This window comes from Phenylobacterium sp. P4_E10, assembly GCF_056401675.1.
Genome location: NZ_JBFUIW010000003.1, coordinates 184,709 through 203,415 on the forward strand (window position 1 = coordinate 184,709; position 18,707 = coordinate 203,415).

The 18,707-nt window shown below is 67.2% G+C and carries 14 protein-coding genes; 5 read left to right on the top strand and 9 right to left on the bottom strand.

Annotation, left to right across the window (positions count from 1 at the left end):
• The first annotated feature begins 149 nt into the window (after window positions 1-149).
• The 4 genes from AC1DQJ_RS04805 (at window position 150) to AC1DQJ_RS04820 (ending at window position 6,073) form a co-directional block, all read left to right on the top strand.
• The gene (locus tag AC1DQJ_RS04805) at window positions 150-821 is read left to right on the top strand and encodes a P-loop NTPase family protein (RefSeq protein WP_477600789.1); all 672 of its coding nucleotides are present in this window, start codon (window positions 150-152) and stop codon (window positions 819-821) included.
• Between the two features lie 39 nt (window positions 822-860).
• Entirely contained in the window at window positions 861-3,080 is a 2,220-nt protein-coding gene (locus tag AC1DQJ_RS04810) for an RNA degradosome polyphosphate kinase (RefSeq protein WP_477600791.1), read from the top strand.
• Window positions 3,061-4,596 (top strand): Ppx/GppA phosphatase family protein, encoded by a 1,536-nt coding sequence (locus AC1DQJ_RS04815; protein ID WP_477600793.1) that lies wholly within the window; start codon window positions 3,061-3,063, stop codon window positions 4,594-4,596. The genes AC1DQJ_RS04810 and AC1DQJ_RS04815 overlap by 20 nt, the downstream gene beginning before the upstream one ends.
• 88 nt (window positions 4,597-4,684) lie before the next feature.
• Window positions 4,685-6,073 (top strand): alkaline phosphatase, encoded by a 1,389-nt coding sequence (locus AC1DQJ_RS04820; protein WP_477600794.1) that lies wholly within the window; start codon window positions 4,685-4,687, stop codon window positions 6,071-6,073.
• A gap of 381 nt (window positions 6,074-6,454) precedes the next feature.
• On the opposite strand, the gene AC1DQJ_RS04825 is transcribed toward AC1DQJ_RS04820, so the two are convergent.
• The 6 genes from AC1DQJ_RS04825 to rnd form a co-directional block, all read right to left on the bottom strand.
• The gene (locus AC1DQJ_RS04825) at window positions 6,455-7,204 is read right to left on the bottom strand and encodes a PP2C family protein-serine/threonine phosphatase (RefSeq protein WP_477600796.1); all 750 of its coding nucleotides are present in this window, start codon (window positions 7,202-7,204) and stop codon (window positions 6,455-6,457) included.
• Window positions 7,201-8,268 (bottom strand): type VI secretion system-associated FHA domain protein TagH, encoded by a 1,068-nt coding sequence (tagH, locus tag AC1DQJ_RS04830; RefSeq protein ID WP_477600798.1) that lies wholly within the window; start codon window positions 8,266-8,268, stop codon window positions 7,201-7,203. The genes AC1DQJ_RS04825 and tagH overlap by 4 nt, the downstream gene beginning before the upstream one ends.
• A complete protein-coding gene (locus AC1DQJ_RS04835) occupies window positions 8,265-10,022 on the bottom strand; it encodes a protein kinase domain-containing protein (RefSeq protein ID WP_477600800.1) in 1,758 nt (585 codons plus the stop codon). Before AC1DQJ_RS04835 ends, tagH begins: the two co-directional genes overlap by 4 nt.
• A 77-nt stretch (window positions 10,023-10,099) precedes the next feature.
• A complete protein-coding gene (locus AC1DQJ_RS04840) occupies window positions 10,100-10,810 on the bottom strand; it encodes a LysM peptidoglycan-binding domain-containing protein (protein WP_477600802.1) in 711 nt (236 codons plus the stop codon).
• Window positions 10,807-12,498 carry a putative bifunctional diguanylate cyclase/phosphodiesterase gene (locus AC1DQJ_RS04845; protein WP_477600804.1) on the bottom strand — a complete coding sequence of 564 codons (1,692 nt, stop codon included), beginning with the start codon at window positions 12,496-12,498 and terminating at the stop codon, window positions 10,807-10,809. The genes AC1DQJ_RS04840 and AC1DQJ_RS04845 overlap by 4 nt, the downstream gene beginning before the upstream one ends.
• Window positions 12,499-12,675: 177 nt before the next feature.
• Window positions 12,676-13,863, bottom strand: coding sequence for a ribonuclease D (gene rnd / locus AC1DQJ_RS04850; protein ID WP_477600806.1), 1,188 nt, complete (start codon window positions 13,861-13,863; stop codon window positions 12,676-12,678).
• Between the two features lie 94 nt (window positions 13,864-13,957).
• Here rnd and purM point away from each other — a divergent pair, with 94 nt between their 5' ends.
• A complete protein-coding gene (gene purM / locus AC1DQJ_RS04855) occupies window positions 13,958-14,986 on the top strand; it encodes a phosphoribosylformylglycinamidine cyclo-ligase (RefSeq protein ID WP_477600808.1) in 1,029 nt (342 codons plus the stop codon).
• 37 nt (window positions 14,987-15,023) lie between these two features.
• On the opposite strand, the gene AC1DQJ_RS04860 is transcribed toward purM, so the two are convergent.
• From AC1DQJ_RS04860 to AC1DQJ_RS04870, 3 genes are read right to left on the bottom strand one after another with little or no spacing between them, the layout of a single operon-like run.
• Entirely contained in the window at window positions 15,024-15,803 is a 780-nt protein-coding gene (locus tag AC1DQJ_RS04860; protein ID WP_477600810.1) for an enoyl-CoA hydratase/isomerase family protein, read from the bottom strand.
• Window positions 15,804-15,811: 8 nt separating this feature from the next.
• A complete protein-coding gene (locus tag AC1DQJ_RS04865; RefSeq protein ID WP_477600812.1) occupies window positions 15,812-17,032 on the bottom strand; it encodes a CoA transferase in 1,221 nt (406 codons plus the stop codon).
• A complete protein-coding gene (locus tag AC1DQJ_RS04870) occupies window positions 17,033-18,184 on the bottom strand; it encodes an acyl-CoA dehydrogenase family protein (RefSeq protein ID WP_477600814.1) in 1,152 nt (383 codons plus the stop codon). It abuts the gene before it with no gap.
• Window positions 18,185-18,707: the final 523 nt, after the last annotated feature.

Sequence of the window (18,707 nt, forward strand, 5' to 3'; positions counted from 1 at the left end):
ACCTGAGAGCCCACCGGGGATTCGCCTTGCGACCGGTGTTTCTCCCGCGATTTTGACGAATCATCCCCAGGCCGCACCCCTGGATGCGTCGACCCGCGGAACCCGGTTTGGTAAACACAGCTCGTGTTTCAGTCTCTTGGACCCGGCGCATGACGCGGCAACTACGCCTGAAGCTCAGGCGTCCGGTTTCCTTCGCTCGGGAGGACTTCGTGACCGGGCCTTCCAACGTCCAGGCGGTCGCCGCGCTGGACGGGTGGCCCGCTTGGCCCGGACATGCCCTGGCGCTGTTCGGCCCTGAAGGGGTGGGCAAGACTCATCTGGCCCGCGAATGGGCGGCGCGCACCGGCGCCATCGTCCTCGACAGGACCGCGCCTGACATCGTGGCGGCGGCCAGCCGGCCGGTGCTGATCGAAGACGTGGACCAGGGCGTAGATGATGAGGCGCTGTTCCATCTGATCAACATCGCCGGCCGCGACGGCGTTGGGCTGTTGCTCACCGCGCGCGAAGCGCCGGCCGCATGGCCCGCCGAGCTGCCGGACCTGCGCTCGCGTCTCAACGCCCTCTTCCTCGCCGAGATCGAGGAACCGGACGATGAGGTGTTGGAGGGCGTTCTAAAGAAATTCTTCCGCGAGCGGAGCATTCGCCCGCCCAAGGAGGTTTTCCCTTACCTGCTACGTCGCATGGAAAGGTCGATCCCCTACGCGCGAGAGATCGTCAAGCGGCTGGACGAAGCCGCCGATGATGAACAACGCCCGATATCCCGCACGCTTGCGCGACAGATTCTTGAAGATGATATGGAGAATCTTGACCTTTTCGAGTGATGACTTGCAGGCGTTAAATGGGTGGTTCAGAACCGCCGCATGCCGAACGATGTGCAGTCCATGACCTACGCCGCCCCCCTTCCGCGGCCCGCCGACGCCCAGCCGCTCGCCTACGACTCCGAGCTGGCCGCCTCCCCGGATCGCTTCTTCAATCGCGAACTGTCGTGGCTCGCCTTCAACGAACGCGTGCTCGACGAGAGCAAGAACCCGCGCCATCCACTGCTGGAGCGCCTGCGGTTCCTCTCGATTTCGGCCAACAACCTCGACGAATTCTACATGGTCCGCGTGGCCGGCCTGAAGGCGCAGGCCCGCGAAGGCGTCCGCGTGGTCAGCCAGGACGGCCTGACCGCGGTCGAGCAGCTGCTGCGCGTCAACGCCGAGGCCGCCAATCTGATGGCCGACCAGCAAGCTGAGTGGCGGCTGCTGCGCGAGGAACTGGCCGACGAAGGCATCTCAGTCGTCACCTCCGACCAGGTCCTGCCTGCCGAACGCCAGGCCATGGAAGAGGTCTTCCTGTCCCGGGTCTTCCCGGTGCTGACGCCGCTGGCTATCGACCCGGCCCACCCGTTCCCGTTCATCCCCAACCTCGCCTTCTCGATCGTTCTGAAGCTGAAGCGGGTGTCGGACGGCCGCCTCCTCTATGCGCTGGTGCCGATCCCGGCCCAGGTCGCCCGGTTCTGGGAGCTCCCTACCCCGCCCAGCCGCCGCAAGCGTCCGGAGCGCCGCTTCATCAGCCTGGAGAGCCTCACCGCCCTCTTCCTCGACCACCTGTTCCCGGACAGCGAGGTCGAATCGCTGGGCGTCATCCGCCTCATCCGCGACAGCGACGTGGAAATGGAAGAAGAGGCCGAGGACCTAGTCCGCGACTTCGAAGAGCGGCTTAAGCAGCGCCGCCTCGGTTCCGTCGTCCGCGTTGAGATCGAAGCGGCCATGCCGCAGGACCTGCGCGCCTTCATCGTCGAGAACCTGCACGCCAAGGAAGAGGACATCATCCTCATCGACGGCCTGCTCGGTCTAGACGAGCTCTCGCAACTGATCCCGTCAAATCGCCCGGATCTGAAGTTCAAGCCGTTCGAGGCCCGCTTTCCCGAACGCATCCGCGACCACGGCGGCGATTGCTTCGCCGCGATCCGCGCCAAGGACATCCTGGTCCACCACCCGTTCGAGAGCTTCGACGTCGTGGTTCAATTCATCCGCCAGGCCGCACGCGACCCCAACGTCCTGGCGATCAAGCAGACCCTCTACCGGACCTCGTCCGACAGCCCGATTGTCGCTGCGCTCATCGAAGCCGCCGAGAACGGCAAGAACGTCACCGCCCTGGTCGAGATCAAGGCCCGCTTCGACGAGGAAGCCAACCTCAAGTGGGCGCGCGATCTCGAGCGCGCCGGCGTCCACGTCGTCTTCGGCTTCGTCGAGTACAAGACCCACGCCAAGCTCTCGATAGTGGTCCGCAAGGAGGGCGACCAGCTTCGCACCTACTGCCACTTCGGGACCGGCAACTATCACCCGGTCACCGCGCGCATCTATACGGACCTGTCGCTGTTCACCTGCGATCCGGCGCTCGGCCGGGACTCGGCCAAGGTGTTCAACTTCATCACGGGCTACGCCCGGCCCGAACACCTGGAAAAGCTGTCGCCGTCGCCGCTGACCATGAAGGCCGACTTGCTGACCTTCATCATGCGCGAGGTGCAGGCCGCCCGAGAGGGCAAGCCGGCCGGCATCTGGGCCAAGCTCAACTCGCTCGTCGATCCGGTCATCATCGATGCGCTCTACGAGGCCAGCCAGGCCGGCGTGGTCATCGACCTGGTGATCCGCGGGATCTGCTGCCTGCGGCCAGGCGTGCCCGGCCTGTCGGAGAACATCCGCGTGAAGTCGATCGTCGGTCGCTTCCTTGAGCACGCCCGCATCGTCGCCTTCGCCAACGGCGCGGCGATGCCGTCGGCAGAGAACCGCGTGTTCATCTCCTCGGCCGACTGGATGCCGCGCAACCTCGACCGCCGGGTCGAGTGCCTGACTCCGGTGGAGAACCCCACGGTTCACCAGCAGGTCCTGCAACAGATCATGGTCGCCAACCTGAAGGATGAAGCGCAAAGCTGGACGCTCGATGCGGACGGCCGCTATACCCGGGACCCGTCATGGGATCATCCGGGCGCCTTCTCCGCGCACGAGTACTTCATGACCAATCCCAGCCTGTCGGGCCGGGGAGAGAAGGTGAAGGACATGCCGCGCGCAATCGATCATGTGGCCCCGCGCGGATAACCGGGTCCTGTTAGGCGAACCCGGTCCGAGCGCGTTTCAGGACCCAGGCTCCCGTCAGACCGCCGTCATCGACGTCGGCTCCAATTCCGTGCGCCTGGTGATCTACCGGCTGGAAGGCCGCGCGATCTGGACCGTCTTCAACGAAAAGGCCCTGGCCGGGCTCGGCCGTGACCTGCCCGCGACCGGCCGGCTGTCGCCCGAAGGGATCGAGACCGCCCTGGTCGCCCTGCGCCGCTACCGTTCCGCCCTGAGCGGCTGGAACCGCGCCGACATCTTCGCCGTGGCCACGGCCGCCGTGCGCGAGGCTTCGGACGGCCAAGTCTTCCTGACTCGGGTGGAAATGGAGACCGGCCTGCGCTTGCGCGTCCTTTCCGGCCAAGAGGAGGCGCGCTACGCCGCGCTCGGGGTCATCGCCGGCCAACCGGACGCCGCCGGCGTGGTCGGCGACCTCGGCGGCTCCAGCCTCGAACTCGTGCACCTGGACCCAGACGCCCCGCGCGATGGGACCACGCTACCGCTTGGGCCTTTCGCGCTCGGCGCGCCCCGGCCGCTGGAGGTCGACAAGGTCCGCAAGGTCATAGACCAGCGCATTGACGGCGCCGGCCTCGGCTTCCGGTCAAGGGAGTTCCACGCCGTCGGCGGGGCATGGCGCAACCTCGCCCTGCTGCACATGGAGATGGCCGACTATCCGCTCCGCGTGGCTCACCAGTATGAGATGAACCGCTCGGACGCCGTCGACGTCGCCCGGTTTGTCGCCCGCCAATCGAAGAACAGCCTGGAACGGATGCAGGGCCTGTCGAAGAAGCGCTTCGACACCCTTCCCTATTCAGCCCTCGTGCTGGACGCCCTGATCGAGCGGCTGGGCATCGAGCGGATCGTGATCTCGGCCTACGGCCTGCGCGAAGGCCTGCTGCTTGAGGCCATGCCGCCCGAGGAAGCCGCACGCGATCCGCTGATCGAGGGCTGCGAGGCCCTGACAGCCGTACGCGGGCTGTCGTCCGACCTGGGTGTCGCGCTGCAAACCTGGCTCGCCCCGGCTTTCGGCCAGCTTCCGGCGGTGTTCGGCAGTCGTGAGCCCACGCTGATCGCCGCCGCCTGTCGCCTGGCCGACCTCGGCGCCCGCCTGCACCCTGATCACCGCGGAGAGCTGGCCTTCGAACAGGTTCTCCGGGCGCCGATCGCCGGCATGAACCATCCAGAGCGGGCTTTCCTCGCCAGCGCTGCGTTCGCTCGCCACTCTTCGGCGCCGACGCCTCCGGACCCTGGCATGATCGCCAAGGTGCTGTCGGCCGAGCGTCGCCAGCGCGCCCGCGCTCTCGGCTCCGCCATTCGGCTCGGCTGCGATCTTTCCGGCCGCAACGCCGGCCTGCTCTCGCATTGCCGCCTGGCGATCGAAGGCGACCGGCTGCTGCTGTCCACCCAGGAGGGCTGGTCGGACATGCTGCTCGGTGAACAGACAGCCAAACGGGCCCAGACCCTGGCCCAGGCCCTTCGCCTGAAGCTGCAGGTCGGGTAGCAGATGCAATCGAGCCGTCACCTGGCCGTCACGCGCCTGTAGTCAATCACGACCATGAGCGTGCCCACGGATACGGGGGACGCGAACCTTGACGAGCATCGGCGGCAAGATCCTGGCGGGCGCGCTCAGCGCTCTGGCGCTGCACGCGAGCCCTGCGTCGGCCGCCGAGCGGGCGAAGAACGTCATCCTGTTCATCGGCGATGGAATGGGCGTCTCCACCCTCACCGCAGCCAGAATCTATGACGGCCAGCAGCGCGGGATCGACGGCGCCTCCAATCGCCTGTCGTTCGAGGCGTTTCCTCAGCTGGCCCTGGTCCGCACCTACTCCGCCGACAGCCTGGTGACCGACTCGGCGGCCGGCGCCTCAGCACTGCTGACCGGCTATCGCACGCTCAACGGCGCGCTGGGCCTCAACGACAGGATCGCCCTGGCAAACTGCGTATCGGCCAAGGGCCGCTCCGTCCCCACCCTGGCGGAAGCGGCGAAGCAGGCCGGGCTCGCCGTCGGAGTGGTCTCGACGGCCGCCATCACCGACGCCACGCCCGCCGCGCTCTACGCCCATACGCCGTCGCGGCGCTGGCAGGCCGACGCCGATCTCCCGCCGGAAGCGGTCGAGGCCGGCTGCGTCGACATCGCCCGCCAGATGCTGGACCGCCCGGCAGCGGAGCAGTTCGACGTGATGCTCGGCGGGGGCCTCGCCAACTTCATCAGCGACGACAACGGCAAACGCATGGACGGGCGCGACCTGACCGCCGAGTGGCGCAAGTCGGGCGGCGCCTATGTCACGACCGGTTCTGAGCTCTCCGCAGTCCCTGGCGAGACCAAGCGGCTGCTGGGTCTCTTCGCCCCGAACAACATGATGCGGGAAAGCGTTCGCCGCGCGAGCAACACCGACGCCCCGACGCTCGCTGAAATGACCAGCAAGGCCATCGCGCTGCTATCGCAGAACAAGCACGGCTATTTCCTGATGGTTGAAGGCGCCCTGATCGACAAGGCCCATCACATCAATCTGGCGGGTGACGCCCTGAACGAGGCCGTGGAGTTCTCGAAGGCCATCGCCAAGGCGGCCGCCATGACCGACGCCAAGGACACGCTGATCATCGTCACCGCCGACCACAGCCATGGCCTGACTATCAACGGCGGCGGGCGGGGAACCTCGATCCTCGGCGTGCTGCCCGGCAATGACGACGATCCCGCCCAGGCGCTCGACGGGCGGCCGATGCCGATCCTGATGTATGCGACGGGCCCTGGGGCTCCGATGAACGGCGATCCCCGCCCGGTGCCGACCGCAGCGGACATGGCCGATCCTGACCACCTCACCTACGCCGCCGTTCCGCTCGGTAGCGCCGCCCATACTGGCGAGGATGTCGCCGCCTACGCGAGCGGGCCTGGGTCGGAGGCCGTGCACGGACTGATGGACCAGCCGGCCATCTATCAGGTCATGCGCCAGGCCCTGGCCCTGCCGGAGCCCAAATAGCAAGAAGGCGGCGCTATGGTTGCCCACGGCGTCGCCTTCTCATCCAGGCCCGCAAGCCTGAGGTCTCAAGGTCTTCGACCTTCGTAGCGGGCGAGAATGCTCTGGCCGGCTGCGTCCGTCGTCGTGACCCCTTCGAAAAGCCGCTCCGGGTCACCCCTCGGCCGCGTCTCTTGGAGCCTTCCGCTCGCCTCTCGTCCCGGTCTCCCGGGCCGCCGCGCCGCGCTTCCTCTCGACAAGTTGAGGCTCGCTCCGAACGGCATTTCTGGCAAGCGCCATGGAACCGCGTTCTGTGGAAGAACCCTGAGCAAATCACGGGAAAACTGGCCCTACCCAAATCACGGCAAGGCTTGCAGATTATCCACAGCTACGTTTGGCGGCCGCTCAACGGAGGGCGCGGACCAGCACCAGGGTCACGTTGTCCTTGGCCCCGCGCTCCAAGGTCAACGCCAATAGCCGATCGGCGCTGGCTTCGAGGTCGGTTCCGGCCAGGATCAGCCCCAACTCGTGATCTTGCACCAGGCCAGTCAGGCCGTCCGAGCAGATCAGAAACAGATCTCCAGGCAATATCTCCCCATGCGTCTCTTCCAGTTCCAGGGTCGGCGCGGCGCCCACCGCCCGGGTGATCACGTTGGAGATCTTGCGATGGCGCGCGTCCTCTTCTGAGAGAGCCCCAGCGTCGATCAATTCCTGCGCCAGACTGTGATCGCGGCTGATCCGCATCAGCGCGCCGCCGCGCTGCAGATAGACCCTGCTGTCGCCGGCCCAGATGCAGGCGTAGTGGTCCTCGTGGACCACCAGCACCGCTACCGTCGAGCCGATCACCGCCCCGGCGGCCAGCCGCCCGGCCCGCTCGACGAGCTGAGAATTCACCTCCGCCAGCCGTCCGCGCACCGCCTCGCGACGCCCATAAGCTGACGCCTCGCCATCGATCGCGGCCAGCGTCTCGACGATCATGCGGCTCGCCGTGTCACCGGCCTGATGCCCGCCCATGCCGTCGGCGACCACCCAGAGCCCGATATCCGGGCGGACCAGATGGCTATCCTCGTTCAGATCCCGAACCAGCCCCACATCGGTTCGCACCGCCGACTCGAATGACCGAACCCGGGGCATGGCGGCGGCGGCCCGGCTCATGCCTGGGTGCTCATGGAGTCCAGTTCCAGCAACTGGCGCTCATAGGCGGCTCGGAAAGCGCGATTGACCGCGCTTTCGGGGTCGGACTTGGCCTGGGCCGTGAACTCGGCGTGAAGCTTCGCGTACTCGGCAAAGGCCATGGCGTCGCGGTTCTTCAGGACCATGGAACGCCCGTTCAGCCGCGCTTCGGCCTCCTTGGGGGCCAAAGACTCCATGCTTGCGCTCACGGCGGCGCGCAGCCCCGCCATGGTGCACAGCAAATGCTTCTTCATGTCCTCGAACGAGGCCTTTACCGCGGACGGCCCCGACAGAAAGCCTTCACCGCGCGGGCGCAGCAGGTCCGTAGCCACCCGCTGGGGCGGCGCCCACTTAAACGGGTTGTTGCCCTCCGCCGAGACCGTGGTCCGGCTCATGCGGTACTCGGCCTTGAGAGTCGTGCGTTCGCTCATCAGGTCTCCGAGGCCCAGCACCATCTGTTGGTAGACCGCGCCCAGGCGACGCATCACCTCGGCCGGGTCCTCGCCGGCGAACGCCGAGGCGTCCAGCCGCGCGCCGGCGCAGAAGGCCTCCAGCAGCGTCCCGTCGCTCGGTGATGAAACGACGTCGTCGGCCTCGCTCCAGCCGCTGGGGACGCTCACCGCCGTCCCGTCGATGGCCATCGCCTGAAGCATCGGCCCCGCAAACGGGCCGTCGAACGCCTGGTCCAGAGCGCGCTCACGCGCCTCGACCACGATCATGAAACCGCCCAGCCGGATCGTGTCCCCAGGAACGATCGGCGCCGGTTCGCCTGGCGGCACCCGATCACGCTGCGCCCCCAGGAACACCCCGTTGGCGCTGGTGTCGCGCAACGACAGACGCCCTTGATCGAGGGTCAGCACACAGTGCTCGCGCGAAACCGTGCGCTCCAGGTCGGGAATCTTCCACCCATCCTCCGGATCGCGGCCGATCACCAGTTCGCCAGACGAGAGCTCGCGAGCATCAATCTGCTTGAACGGGTCGCTCAAGGCGAACAGGCGCAGGGTGACCGCCTTCACCGGCGTCTCGATGACGGCAGCCATGCTCATGGACGCCCCACGATCACGGTCCGCCCCGTATCGTCCTCCGACAAAAGCTGCGTTCGGTCGAACGCCTGCGCGGCCCGCTCGGCCGCCGCGGCGGCGATCTTCAGCTCCGTCAGCGCCGAAGGTTCGGCCGCCGGGCGGCTTTCCAGGCGCTCCTGAGCGGCGGCCGCCAACCTGTTGAAGCCGTCGAACAGGTCGCCAAACTCATCCTTGCGGGTGTGCGAGATGCGGAAGTCGAGATTGCCGTCCGCCGCGTCCGCCAGGGCCTGCTTCAATCGCCTCACCGGCGCCGCCACCAGGCGCGCGCCGGCATAGCTGACCGCCACGACCACGCCGAGCGTCACTAGGCAAAGAGCGGCCAGCAGCCAGCGCGAGAGCCCGGCCGCCGCTTCCAGCTCAGCCTTGCTGACGGTCACGTCCACCATCCCATATGAACGGCCGGCATAGAGGATCGGCCGCACAAACCGGAAACCGCGCCCGCCCTTGGCGAGCTTGGTCGAGGTGACGGTGGTTCCCCCCGATTTCTGAACCAAGGCCTCGCCGCGCGGCGTCTCGTAGATCTGTCCGATCTGGTTGAGGTCGCTGGCCCCGCGGATCAGCCCTTCGGCGTCGACCACGGTGATCTGGCCGATGTTGGGGTCCTCCGCCGCGGCGCGGACAAAGGCGCTGACCGGAGCCCAATCCCGTTGATCCGGCGGAAGGGTCGCGTTGTCCGCCGCCGTCAGGGCGGCGTTTGACGCCACAAATGAGGCGATCGCCGTGCCGGAGGACAGCGCCATGCGCTCCATGGCCTTGCCTTGGCCGTTCAGCACCAGGCCGACGCTGACCAGCAGCGCTGCAGCGGTGACGCCGGCCATCATCAGCGTCTGGCGCACCGGGAGTGGAAGGTAACCTTGGCGCGCCGGCGCCTCCTCAGCCTCGGCTTCCAGCGTCCGGGCTTCGCGCTTGAGAGCTTCAGCCAGTTGTCCGCCGTCCGCGAACCGACGCTCGGGCTTCTTGGCCAGCAGCTTGTCGATGATGAACTGCAGGCCGCGCGGGCAGTCAGGCGCCAGTTCGGCGATCGGCCGCGGATCCTGCTGGGTTATCTGCAGCGCCAGGGTCGCTGCGCTGGCCCCAACGAAGGCGCGCTGACCGGTGACCAGCTCATAGAGCAGAACTCCGGTCGAGAAGAGGTCCGATCGGCCGTCGATCTCACCGCCCAGGGCCTGCTCCGGGCTCATGTAGCGAGGCGTTCCGAGCACCTGACCGACCTGGGTCTTCAGGCTCTCGGCGTCGCTGTCGGCCTCTGCGACCCGGGCGATGCCGAAGTCCAGGATCTTGATGCTCCGCCCGTCGGCGGCCAGCATGATGTTGGAGGGCTTGATGTCGCGGTGGACCACGCCAACGCCGTGCGCATAGCGCAGCGCCTCGCCTAGCTGTGCGCCGATGGCCAGGACTTCGCCGACCGCTGCACGTCCGTTCTGGGCGATGACCTTGTCCAGCGGCTCGCCGTCGAGCAGTTCCATGGCGATGTACGGATAGCCGTCGACCTCGCCGACGTCGTAGATCGTCACAATATTCGGATGCGACAGGACGCCCGCCGCCTTGGCCTCGCGCAGGAACCGCACGGCATACTGCCGGTTCTGCCGGAACTCGGATTTCAGGACCTTGATGGCCAGGACCCGGTTGATGCTTGGATCATAGGCCCGGTAGACGTCGGCCATCGCGCCTTCGCCGATCCGCGCCTGGATCTCGTAGCGCCCAACAAGCTCGAGCATTAACCCGTCCCCCCGCTCCCCACGAGCCACCGGTCGAGCTTAAGCTCGTAGAGTTAAAGAGGAATTCCCGGGTTTGGTTACGGACGTCCCTGGACGCTGGCCTTGATCCGCTGGGCGCGTTCGAGGTCCTTCTGGATAGCGGGATTACCGGGATCGAGCGTCTGAGCCTGCTGCAGCAGCGCCACTGATTGGTGAATGGCCCCGCGATTCATCTGCTCAAGCGCCTGCCCCCTTAGCTGCGCGGCCCGGGCCGGATTGCGCACGGGCGCGGGCGGGGCGACCGCCTTGGCGGCGGCGGGCGCGACCTTGCGTGGGACGCCCGGGATCAGCAGCGTGCGGCCGACCTCCATCTGCGAAGGGTCGGCGATGCCGTTGTAACGGGCCAGCCCATAGAACATCAGGGAGTCGCCGAGCAGCCGGTCCGCCAGCACCGACATGCTTTCCCCTGCCCGAACCTTGTAGGGGTAGTTCTTCTCGCCCAGCAGGACCTTGGGATCCTTGTCGATCTGGTCCAGCAGCTTCCGCGCCGCCAGGTTCCCAGGCTGCTCGGCCAGCACGGCGGCGAGTTCGGCGCGGGCCTGGCCGCTCTGTCCAGTTCCCAGCAGCTCGACGGCCTTGCGCTGGCGGTCGCGCGCGCTCAGGCCGGGCGTCGCCGTGAACACCGGCGGCGCGGGTTCCGTCGCCTTGACCGGGCGGGCGGACGTGACTCCGGGGCCTTGATTGCCAGTCTGGGCGCAGGCCGCCAGGCTGAGCGCCAAGCTGGCCGCAGCCAGCGCCTTGATCCTCATCCCGCCACCCGTCGCTTCAGCTCGGCCCGTGCGCGACGCGCCGGCGATGCCAGCAGGGCGAGCCAGGCCGGATCGCGGGCGTTGGCCACGAAATCCTCGCCCGACATCGGCTTGCCGAAGAAATACCCCTGGAACATGTCGCATCCCATGGCGCGCAGAGCCTCGACCTCCCGCTGGGTCTCGGTCCCTTCGGCCAGCACCTTGATGCCAAGCCCGTTGGCCAGTTCGACCAGCGCCCGGCAGATCGCCTGGCTGTCGCGCCGCTCATCCACCTTGGTCACGAATTCCCGGTCGATCTTCAGCTTCGAGAACGGCAGGTTCTTCAGGTAGGACAGGCTGGAGTAGCCGGCTCCGAAATCGTCGATCGCGACGCTGACCCCGATCTGACGCAAGTCCTCCACCGTCTGGCGCGTGCGGGCGGCGTCTTCCATGGCCGCGGTCTCAGTCAGTTCAACCTCCAGCGCCGCGGGCGCCAGGCGGTGACGTTCCAGCGTCCGCACGATGGTGGTCTTCAACGCCGGATCGCGGAACTGCCGCGCCGACAGGTTCACCGCCATCTTCAATTCGGTCAGGCCTACGTCCTGCCAGGCGCGCGCCTGTCGGCAAGCAGTGTTCAGAACCCAGACGCCGACCTCGTCGATCAGGCCGGTTTGCTCCAGCAGTGGAATGAACTCGGCCGGCGACACCAGGCCCAGCTTCGGATGCCGCCAGCGAAGCAGCGCCTCCGCGCCCGCCAGCCTCCGCGTGCCCAGGTCGACCACGGGCTGATAGTGCAGCATGAACTGCTCGCGCTCGATCGCGTGGCGCAGATCTTTCTCCAGCGAGAACCGCTCCTTGGCCGCGTCCGAGGATTGCGCCGAGTAGAACGACAGCTTGCCGTTGGAGGCCTCGCCGGCCTTGGGCAGGGCAGCGAAGGCGCGGGTCAGCAGGGTGGCTGGATCATTCCCGTCGTGCGGGAAGATCGCCGCGCCGAGATCGACATCCGGGGACAGCTGCGCCTCGCCGAGTTCCTGGGCGAGCACATAACCGAGCGCCTGCAACTCCCCGGCGGCGACATGCGGAGCCGCGGCATGCTTGAACCAGATCGCGAAACAATCGCGGTCTACCTGGGCGATGAGATGGGTCTCGTTCACCGCTCCCGCCAGGCGGCGCGCAAAGGCGTTCAGGGCCTGATCGGCAGCGCCCTGGTCGAACGCCGCAAGGCGGTCGTAATCGGCGAACCGAGCCAGTCCCAGGACGATGGCCCGGTCTGTCGCGGCCACGTCGGCTTCCAACATGGCCAGGAACGGCTCGCGGGTCGGAAGACCGCTAACGGGATGGCGATTGGAGAGCCGGTGGCGCTGGACGTCCAAACGGCCGAGCAGCCCGGCGAGATCCGCCATCATCTGGCCGGCCTCGTCTGTGTGGTGAACGGGAAGGTTCAAAGCCTCATCCGCGCCCAGAGCGGCCGCTCGCAGGGTCCTTGCCGTCAACCGTATTGGACGAAGCAGGCCCGCTAGGCAGATGATCGCCGCCAGCGACCCCATCAGGCATGCCAGGATAGTCGCGGTCCGTGTCCAGCCCTCGCCCGGCGCCAACCAGCCCGCAAAGGGAAAGGCTGCGGCCACAACGGCCAAGCCCATCGCCTTGTCGCGGTAGCCAATCGCCGAGGCACGCGCCAAGGCGCTGTAGATCCAGAGCCTCTCCATGCCCGCTCGAACTGCCATCCCACTGAAAATGCGGGTGGAATATGACCTTGGTTCTTCTACCGCTTGGTGAAGTTTCGTCCTTAACAAGCCGTTAGCGAGCGCAGTCGCGGCGGGCTAGAAGCCGGCGCGGCGTGAGACTGTGGCTTGTTGAAGTCGGAAAGCTCCCCGCCCGGGGAGCTACTCCGCGGCCTCGGTCGCCTTGGCCTTGGGCGCTCGACGCACCTCGACCACCCGCACGCGTGCGCCGTCGAGCACCAGAGCCAGTTCGCCGCGCTTCAGGCGCAGTGCGTCCTCACCGAACGCCTCGCGCCGCCAGCCGGTCAGCGCCTGGGTCTTGGCGTTGTCGTCATTGGCGATCTGCTCGAGATCGGAGACCGTGGCGATCAGCTTGGACGCCACGCCGGCGTCCTCCGAGCGCGCCTTCAGCAGCACCTTGAGCAGCTCGACCACGGCGCCGGCGGCCGGCGACGGCTGATGCTTGGTCTTCTCGATCACCGGAGCATAGGCCTCGGGATCTTTCAGCGCCTCGCGCACGGCGGCCAGCAGGTCGGGCCCGAAACGCGACCCGGAGAAGCCCTTAGGCACGGAGCGCAGCCGGTCCAGGCCATCAGCGTCGGTCGGAGCCTGCGTGGCGATCTCGTCGATCGCGTCGTCCTTCAGGATCCGGCCGCGCGGTTGGTCACGCAATTGGGCCGTGCGCTCACGCCACGCCGCCACCGCCTTGAAGATCGCCAGGTACTTGGCCGTGTGCCGGCGCGGCCGCAGCCGCTTCCAGGCGTTTTCCGGGCTGACGTCGTACATGGCCGGATCGGTCAGACCCTGCATCTCGTCGACGACCCAGGCCAGGCGCCCTTCTTTTTCGAGCCGCGCCCGCAGCAGCGGAAACAGCTCGGCCAGGTGCGTCACATCGCCCACGGCGTAGGACAGCTGGGCGTCGGTCAGCGGCCGGCGCGCCCAGTCGGTGAAGCGCGACGACTTGTCGATCTCCACCTTGAGCATCTGCCGGACCAGGGCGTCATAGGCGATCTGCTCGCCGAACCCAGCCGCCATGCCCGCCACCTGAGTGTCGAACAACGGCGTCGGCATCGCATTGAGATTATTGAATATTTCAACGTCCTGGCGCGCGGCGTGGAAGACCTTTTCGATCTTCGGATCGCGCAGGATCGCCAGGAACGGTTCCAGGTCGATACCGTCCGCCAGGGGGTCTATAACCGCCTCGGCGGTGGGAGCTGCGGCCTGAATAAGGCAGAGCTTCGGCCAGTATGTGGTTTCGCGCATGAACTCCGTGTCCACAGCGACGAAGGGCTGGCCCTGGATCTTGTCGCAGAACGCCTGGAGTTCGGCGGTAGTTGTAATCGGCGTCATCAAGTAGCTATACGCTCGCGCAAGGCCGAGTCTGCAAGCGCCACATGCGCGCAGCGGCCAATTTCTTAATCGTCCTGGTACCTAAAGGCGTCACATGACCGACCGGCCCAACGGCCTCACCTACGCCCAGGCCGGCGTCGATATCGATGCCGGAAACGCCCTGATAGAGCGTATCAAGCCTTTGGCCAAGGCAACCCGTCGCGCGGGGGCCGATGCGTCCCTCGGCGGCTTCGGCGCGCTGTTCGACCTGAAAGCCGCCGGCTACGAGGATCCGCTGCTGGTCACCACGACCGACGGCGTAGGCACCAAGCTCAAGATCGCCATCGACACCGACCAGCACGACACGGTCGGCATCGATCTGGTGGCCATGTGCGTCAACGACCTGCTGGCCCAGGGCGCCGAGCCGCTGATGTTCCTGGACTACTTCGCCACCGGCAAGCTGGACGTCGAGGCCGCCGCCCGCGTGATCGCCGGCATCGCCGAGGGTTGCAGCCAGGCCGGCGCGGCCCTGGTCGGCGGCGAGACCGCCGAGATGCCAGGCATGTACTCCGAAGGCGACTACGATCTGGCCGGCTTCTGCGTCGGGGCGGTCGACCGCGGCGGCGTGCTGCCCCGCCTCGAGGCTCAGCAGCCCGGCGACGTGCTGATCGCGCTCGGATCCTCGGGCCCGCATTCCAACGGCTATTCGCTAGTGCGCCGTATCGTCGAGCGCTCGGGCCTCGCCTGGGACGCTCCGGCCCCGTTCGAGGAAGGCAAGACCCTGGCCCAGGCGCTGATGGCGCCCACCAGGATCTACATCAAGAGCGTGCTGCCGCAGATCAAGAAGGGCCGCATCAAGGGCTGCGCCCATATCACCGGCGGCGGCCTCATCGAGAACCCGCCCCGCGCCATCGCCGAGGGCCTGGTCGCCAAGTTCGACTGGGACGCCTGGGCCTTGCCCCCGGTCTTCCAATGGCTGGCTGAAGTCGGCGGCGTCGCCGATCACGAGATGCGCCGCACCTTCAACTGCGGCGTCGGCCTGGTGCTGATCGTCGATCCGCACGACCTGCCCGACGTCCTCGACGGACTGCTCCACGCCGGCGAAGAAGCCTTCGTCTGCGGCGAACTGGCCAAGGCCGAATAGGCTCACCCGTAGTTGCTCCCCCCTCTGGGGGAGGAACTCACTCGCCCTTAAACACGGCTGTCCGCTTCTGGTTGAACGCCGCGACGCCCTCGCGGCGGTCCTTGGTCTTGAACAGCCGGTTGTACTCGACCAGCTCGAGGGCCATGGCCTTGTCGAGTGGCAGGGCCGCCCCACCGCGGACCACCTTCTTCAGCGCCCTTACCGATAGCGGCGCCTTGCCAGCGATCACCCGCGCCCGCTCCAGGACCTGAGCCATCAGCTCGTCCGGCGGCGTCACGTGATTGACCAGTCCAAATTCCAGCGCCCGCGCGGCGTCGATCGGCAAACCCGACATCAACAGTTCCGCCGCCCGCCGCTCGCCCGCCGCGCGGACGATGTACTGCGTGCCTCCAAGGCCTGGAATGATCCCCAGCCCCACCTCCGGCAGGCCAAGCCGCGCCGACTGCGAGGCCCAGGCGAAGTCGCAGGCCAGCGCCATCTCGCAGCCGCCGCCCATCGCTGCGCCGTTCACCGCCGCGATGATCGGGAACGGACAGGCCAACTGCGCACGGATCATCGCCTCGAACATCACGTGCTGGTCCGACCACGCTTGGTCGGACATGCCGTCGCGCTCCTTCAGGTCCGCGCCGGCGCAGAAGAACCGCCCGGCGCCGGTCAGCACCGCCACCCGCACCGACGCGTCCTTGGCCATGGCCTTCCACAGCGCCAGCAGCTCTTCGCCCATGACAGTATTGAGCGCATTGGCGGCGTCCGGGCGGTTCAGGGTGACGACCCGAACGCCCTCCGACGGTTCGTTGATCTCGATCGTATCGCCCATCGTCCCCCTCACTTCCCGTCCGGCCCGGCCACCACGCCCGCATCGTGCAGCCTGGCGATCTCGCCGCCGCTCAGCCCCAGCACCTGCGCCAGCACCTCGTCGGTATGCTGGCCCAGCCGCGAAGCCGGACGCGCCGGCGCACGAGCCTCCTGCGGGATGCTGCCTGCGAACCCGGCGGCCGGATAGGTCCGCCCGCTCGGATGGCGCACGTCGCTGAAGACCGGATTGCCCTTGATCAGCCGAGGGTCTTCCGCCGCCGCGCCCATCCCCTGGTAGGGCCCCCAGCAGACCCCTTCCCTGTCGAAGGCCGGCTGGAGCTCCTCCAGCGTCTTGCGGGCGAACGCCGCCTCGAAGATCGGGAACAGCCGGCCGCGATGATCAAACCGCAGCCCTTCGTCGGCCGCAAAGCCGACCCCCAACTCGGTTTCCAGCGCCGACACCTCGGCGGCGATCTCCAGAACCTCGATCAGCCCCTTCCACTGCCGCGGGGTGATCGCCACCAGCATGATCCGCTGACCGCCCTTCAACATGAAGTCGCGGCCGAAGGCGCCGAACAGGTCGTTGCCCATCCGTGGCCGGTCCGGCCCCGCCAGGCTCTCGGCCAGATAGCCCAGATTGGCCATGGTCGAGCCGGCGATGTCCGACAGAGGAATGCGGATCTCCCGCCCCTTCCCGTCCCGCTGGCGCGCATGCAGCGCTGAGACCAGGGCGAAGGCGGCATAGGCCCCGGTCAGCAGGTCCCAGGCCGGCAGCACGTTGTTGACCGGGCGCAGCTCTTCCGGAAAGCCGTTCAGCATCGGCACCCCCACGGCACTGTTGACCGTGTAGTCGACCGCCGGGCCGCCATCGGCCCAGCCCATCACCCGGGCGCAGATCAGGTCCGGCCGCAACGCGCTCAGCTTCTCGTAGGAGAGAAAGCCCTCGACCGGGAAGTTGGTCACGAAGACCCCGCCTTCCTCGCCCGGCGCCGCCGCCAGCCGCGCGGCGAGCTCGCGCCCCTCCGGCCGCGACAGATCGATGGCGATCGACTTCTTGGATTTGTTCAGCCCCTCCCAATAGAGGCTGTCTCCGCCCGGCGTGAGCGGCCAACGCCGGAAATCCGGGCCCCCGCCGATATTGTCGAAGCGGATCACCTCGGCGCCCAGCTGCGCCAAATAGAGCCCGCAGGTCGGCCCGGCGACAAAGGCCGAACCCTCGACGACCCTCAGGCCCTTGAGAAGATCGTACATCTAGAAGCTCTTCGGCATGCCGAGCACATGCGTTCCCACATGGCTGAGGATCAGGTTCGTGGAGATCGGAGCGACCTGGTAGAGCCGCGTTTCGCGGAATTTCCGCTCGATGTCGTAGTCCTCGGCGAATCCGAAGCCGCCGTGGGTCTGGATCGCTGTATCCGCGGCGAACCAGGAGGCCTCGGACGCCAGCATCTTGGCCATGTTGGCCTCCGTCCCACACGGCTCGCCGGAGTCGAACATCGCCGCGGCCTTGTCGACCATCAGCGAAGCGGCGGTCACCTGCACGTGGGCCCGGGCGATCGGGAACTGCACGCCCTGGTTCTGGCCGATCGGCCGGCCGAACACCTCGCGCTCCTTGGCGTAGGCGCTGGCGCGATCCACGAAGAACTTGCCGTCGCCGATGCATTCCGACGCGATGAGGATCCGTTCGGCGTTCATGCCGTCGAGGATGTAGCGGAAGCCCTTGCCCTCCTCGCCGACCAGGTTTGCCACCGGCACCTTCAGTCCATCGAAAAACAGCTCGGTGGTCGCGTGGTTTAGCATGGTGCGCACCGGCCGGATGGTCAGGCCGTTCCCGACCGCTTCACGCAGGTCGACGATCAGCACGCTCATCCCGTCTGACGGCTTGGCCGCGTCCTCGCGCGCCGTGGTCCGACACAGCAGCACCATCAGGTCGGAGTGTTCGGCCCGGCTGATCCACAGCTTCTGGCCGCTGACAACATAGTGGTCGCCCTCTCGGCGCGCGAAGGTGGAGATGCGGGTGGTGTCCGTCCCGGCCGTCGGCTCGGTCACCCCGAACGCCTGCAGGCGCAGTTCGCCGCTGGCGATCTTCGGCAGGTAGGCCTGCTTCTGGGCCTCGCTCCCGTGTTTGAGGATGGTGCCCATGGTGTACATCTGGGCGTGGCAGGCCCCGCCGTTGCAGCCCGACCTATGGATCTCTTCCAGAACCGCCGTCGCTGCGGCCAGCCCAAGGCCTGAACCCCCATATTCTTCGGGGATGAGCACCGACAGGAAGCCGGCCTGCGTCAGCGCCTGCACGAACTCCGTGGGATACATCCGCTCGCGATCGCGTTCACGCCAGTACTCCCCTGGGAACTGGGCGCACAGCTTGCGGACCGCGTCTCGGATCTCAGGAAAGGTCTCGGCCACGGTGTTCTCCGGCGCGGTCGCTCCGCGCAAATCCTCAGCTAGCGAAAAGCCGGCGCGGGCGGAAGCCTTGCCGCCGCGGAAGCCCCGCTGGGCTTTCGGCTGACCATCTTACAGTCAAGCTCCAGTCTTCGCTGAAGCGAAACCTTGAACAGATTCAAATGCAAGCTTCGGCAAATTTGCGAATCATTAACCATACTATGGTGGAACTTGAGTGCGCTTTGGTTGTTCGAACGGGCATGGACCGTATGGACCGCAATGAACGCTTGCACCGGGAGGCCGTCAGCCTTTGGCGAGCCCTGAGCCCGGAACCCCCGCCCCGCGGACTGCGCGGCGCGAACCTGTTGGATGCAGCGCTGCACCTGAAATCCGCCGATCGCTATGATCGAATCCACTCGCCCCATCTGCGGGCGAGCCAGATCACCCGGCCGCGCTGAACCCAGGCATAAGAAAGCCCCGCCCAGGCTAGGACCTGGACGGGGCCATGATGCGGCTGGTCCGCTGGTGGACCGAGTGGGGCTCGTAG

Excerpts from the sequence above, each read along its gene's own strand:
- AC1DQJ_RS04805 (WP_477600789.1), top strand. The coding sequence starts at position 150 with ATGACGCGGCAACTACGCCTGAAGCTCAGGCGTCCGGTTTCCTTCGCT.
- AC1DQJ_RS04810 (WP_477600791.1), top strand. The coding sequence starts at position 861 with ATGCCGAACGATGTGCAGTCCATGACCTACGCCGCCCCCCTTCCGCGG.
- AC1DQJ_RS04815 (WP_477600793.1), top strand. The coding sequence starts at position 3,061 with ATGTGGCCCCGCGCGGATAACCGGGTCCTGTTAGGCGAACCCGGTCCG.
- AC1DQJ_RS04825 (WP_477600796.1), bottom strand. The coding sequence starts at position 7,204 with ATGAGCCGGGCCGCCGCCGCCATGCCCCGGGTTCGGTCATTCGAGTCG.
- tagH (WP_477600798.1), bottom strand. The coding sequence starts at position 8,268 with ATGAGCATGGCTGCCGTCATCGAGACGCCGGTGAAGGCGGTCACCCTG.
- AC1DQJ_RS04835 (WP_477600800.1), bottom strand. The coding sequence starts at position 10,022 with ATGCTCGAGCTTGTTGGGCGCTACGAGATCCAGGCGCGGATCGGCGAA.
- AC1DQJ_RS04840 (WP_477600802.1), bottom strand. The coding sequence starts at position 10,810 with ATGAGGATCAAGGCGCTGGCTGCGGCCAGCTTGGCGCTCAGCCTGGCG.
- AC1DQJ_RS04845 (WP_477600804.1), bottom strand. The coding sequence starts at position 12,498 with ATGGAGAGGCTCTGGATCTACAGCGCCTTGGCGCGTGCCTCGGCGATT.
- rnd (WP_477600806.1), bottom strand. The coding sequence starts at position 13,863 with ATGACGCCGATTACAACTACCGCCGAACTCCAGGCGTTCTGCGACAAG.
- purM (WP_477600808.1), top strand. The coding sequence starts at position 13,958 with ATGACCGACCGGCCCAACGGCCTCACCTACGCCCAGGCCGGCGTCGAT.
- AC1DQJ_RS04860 (WP_477600810.1), bottom strand. The coding sequence starts at position 15,803 with ATGGGCGATACGATCGAGATCAACGAACCGTCGGAGGGCGTTCGGGTC.
- AC1DQJ_RS04865 (WP_477600812.1), bottom strand. The coding sequence starts at position 17,032 with ATGTACGATCTTCTCAAGGGCCTGAGGGTCGTCGAGGGTTCGGCCTTT.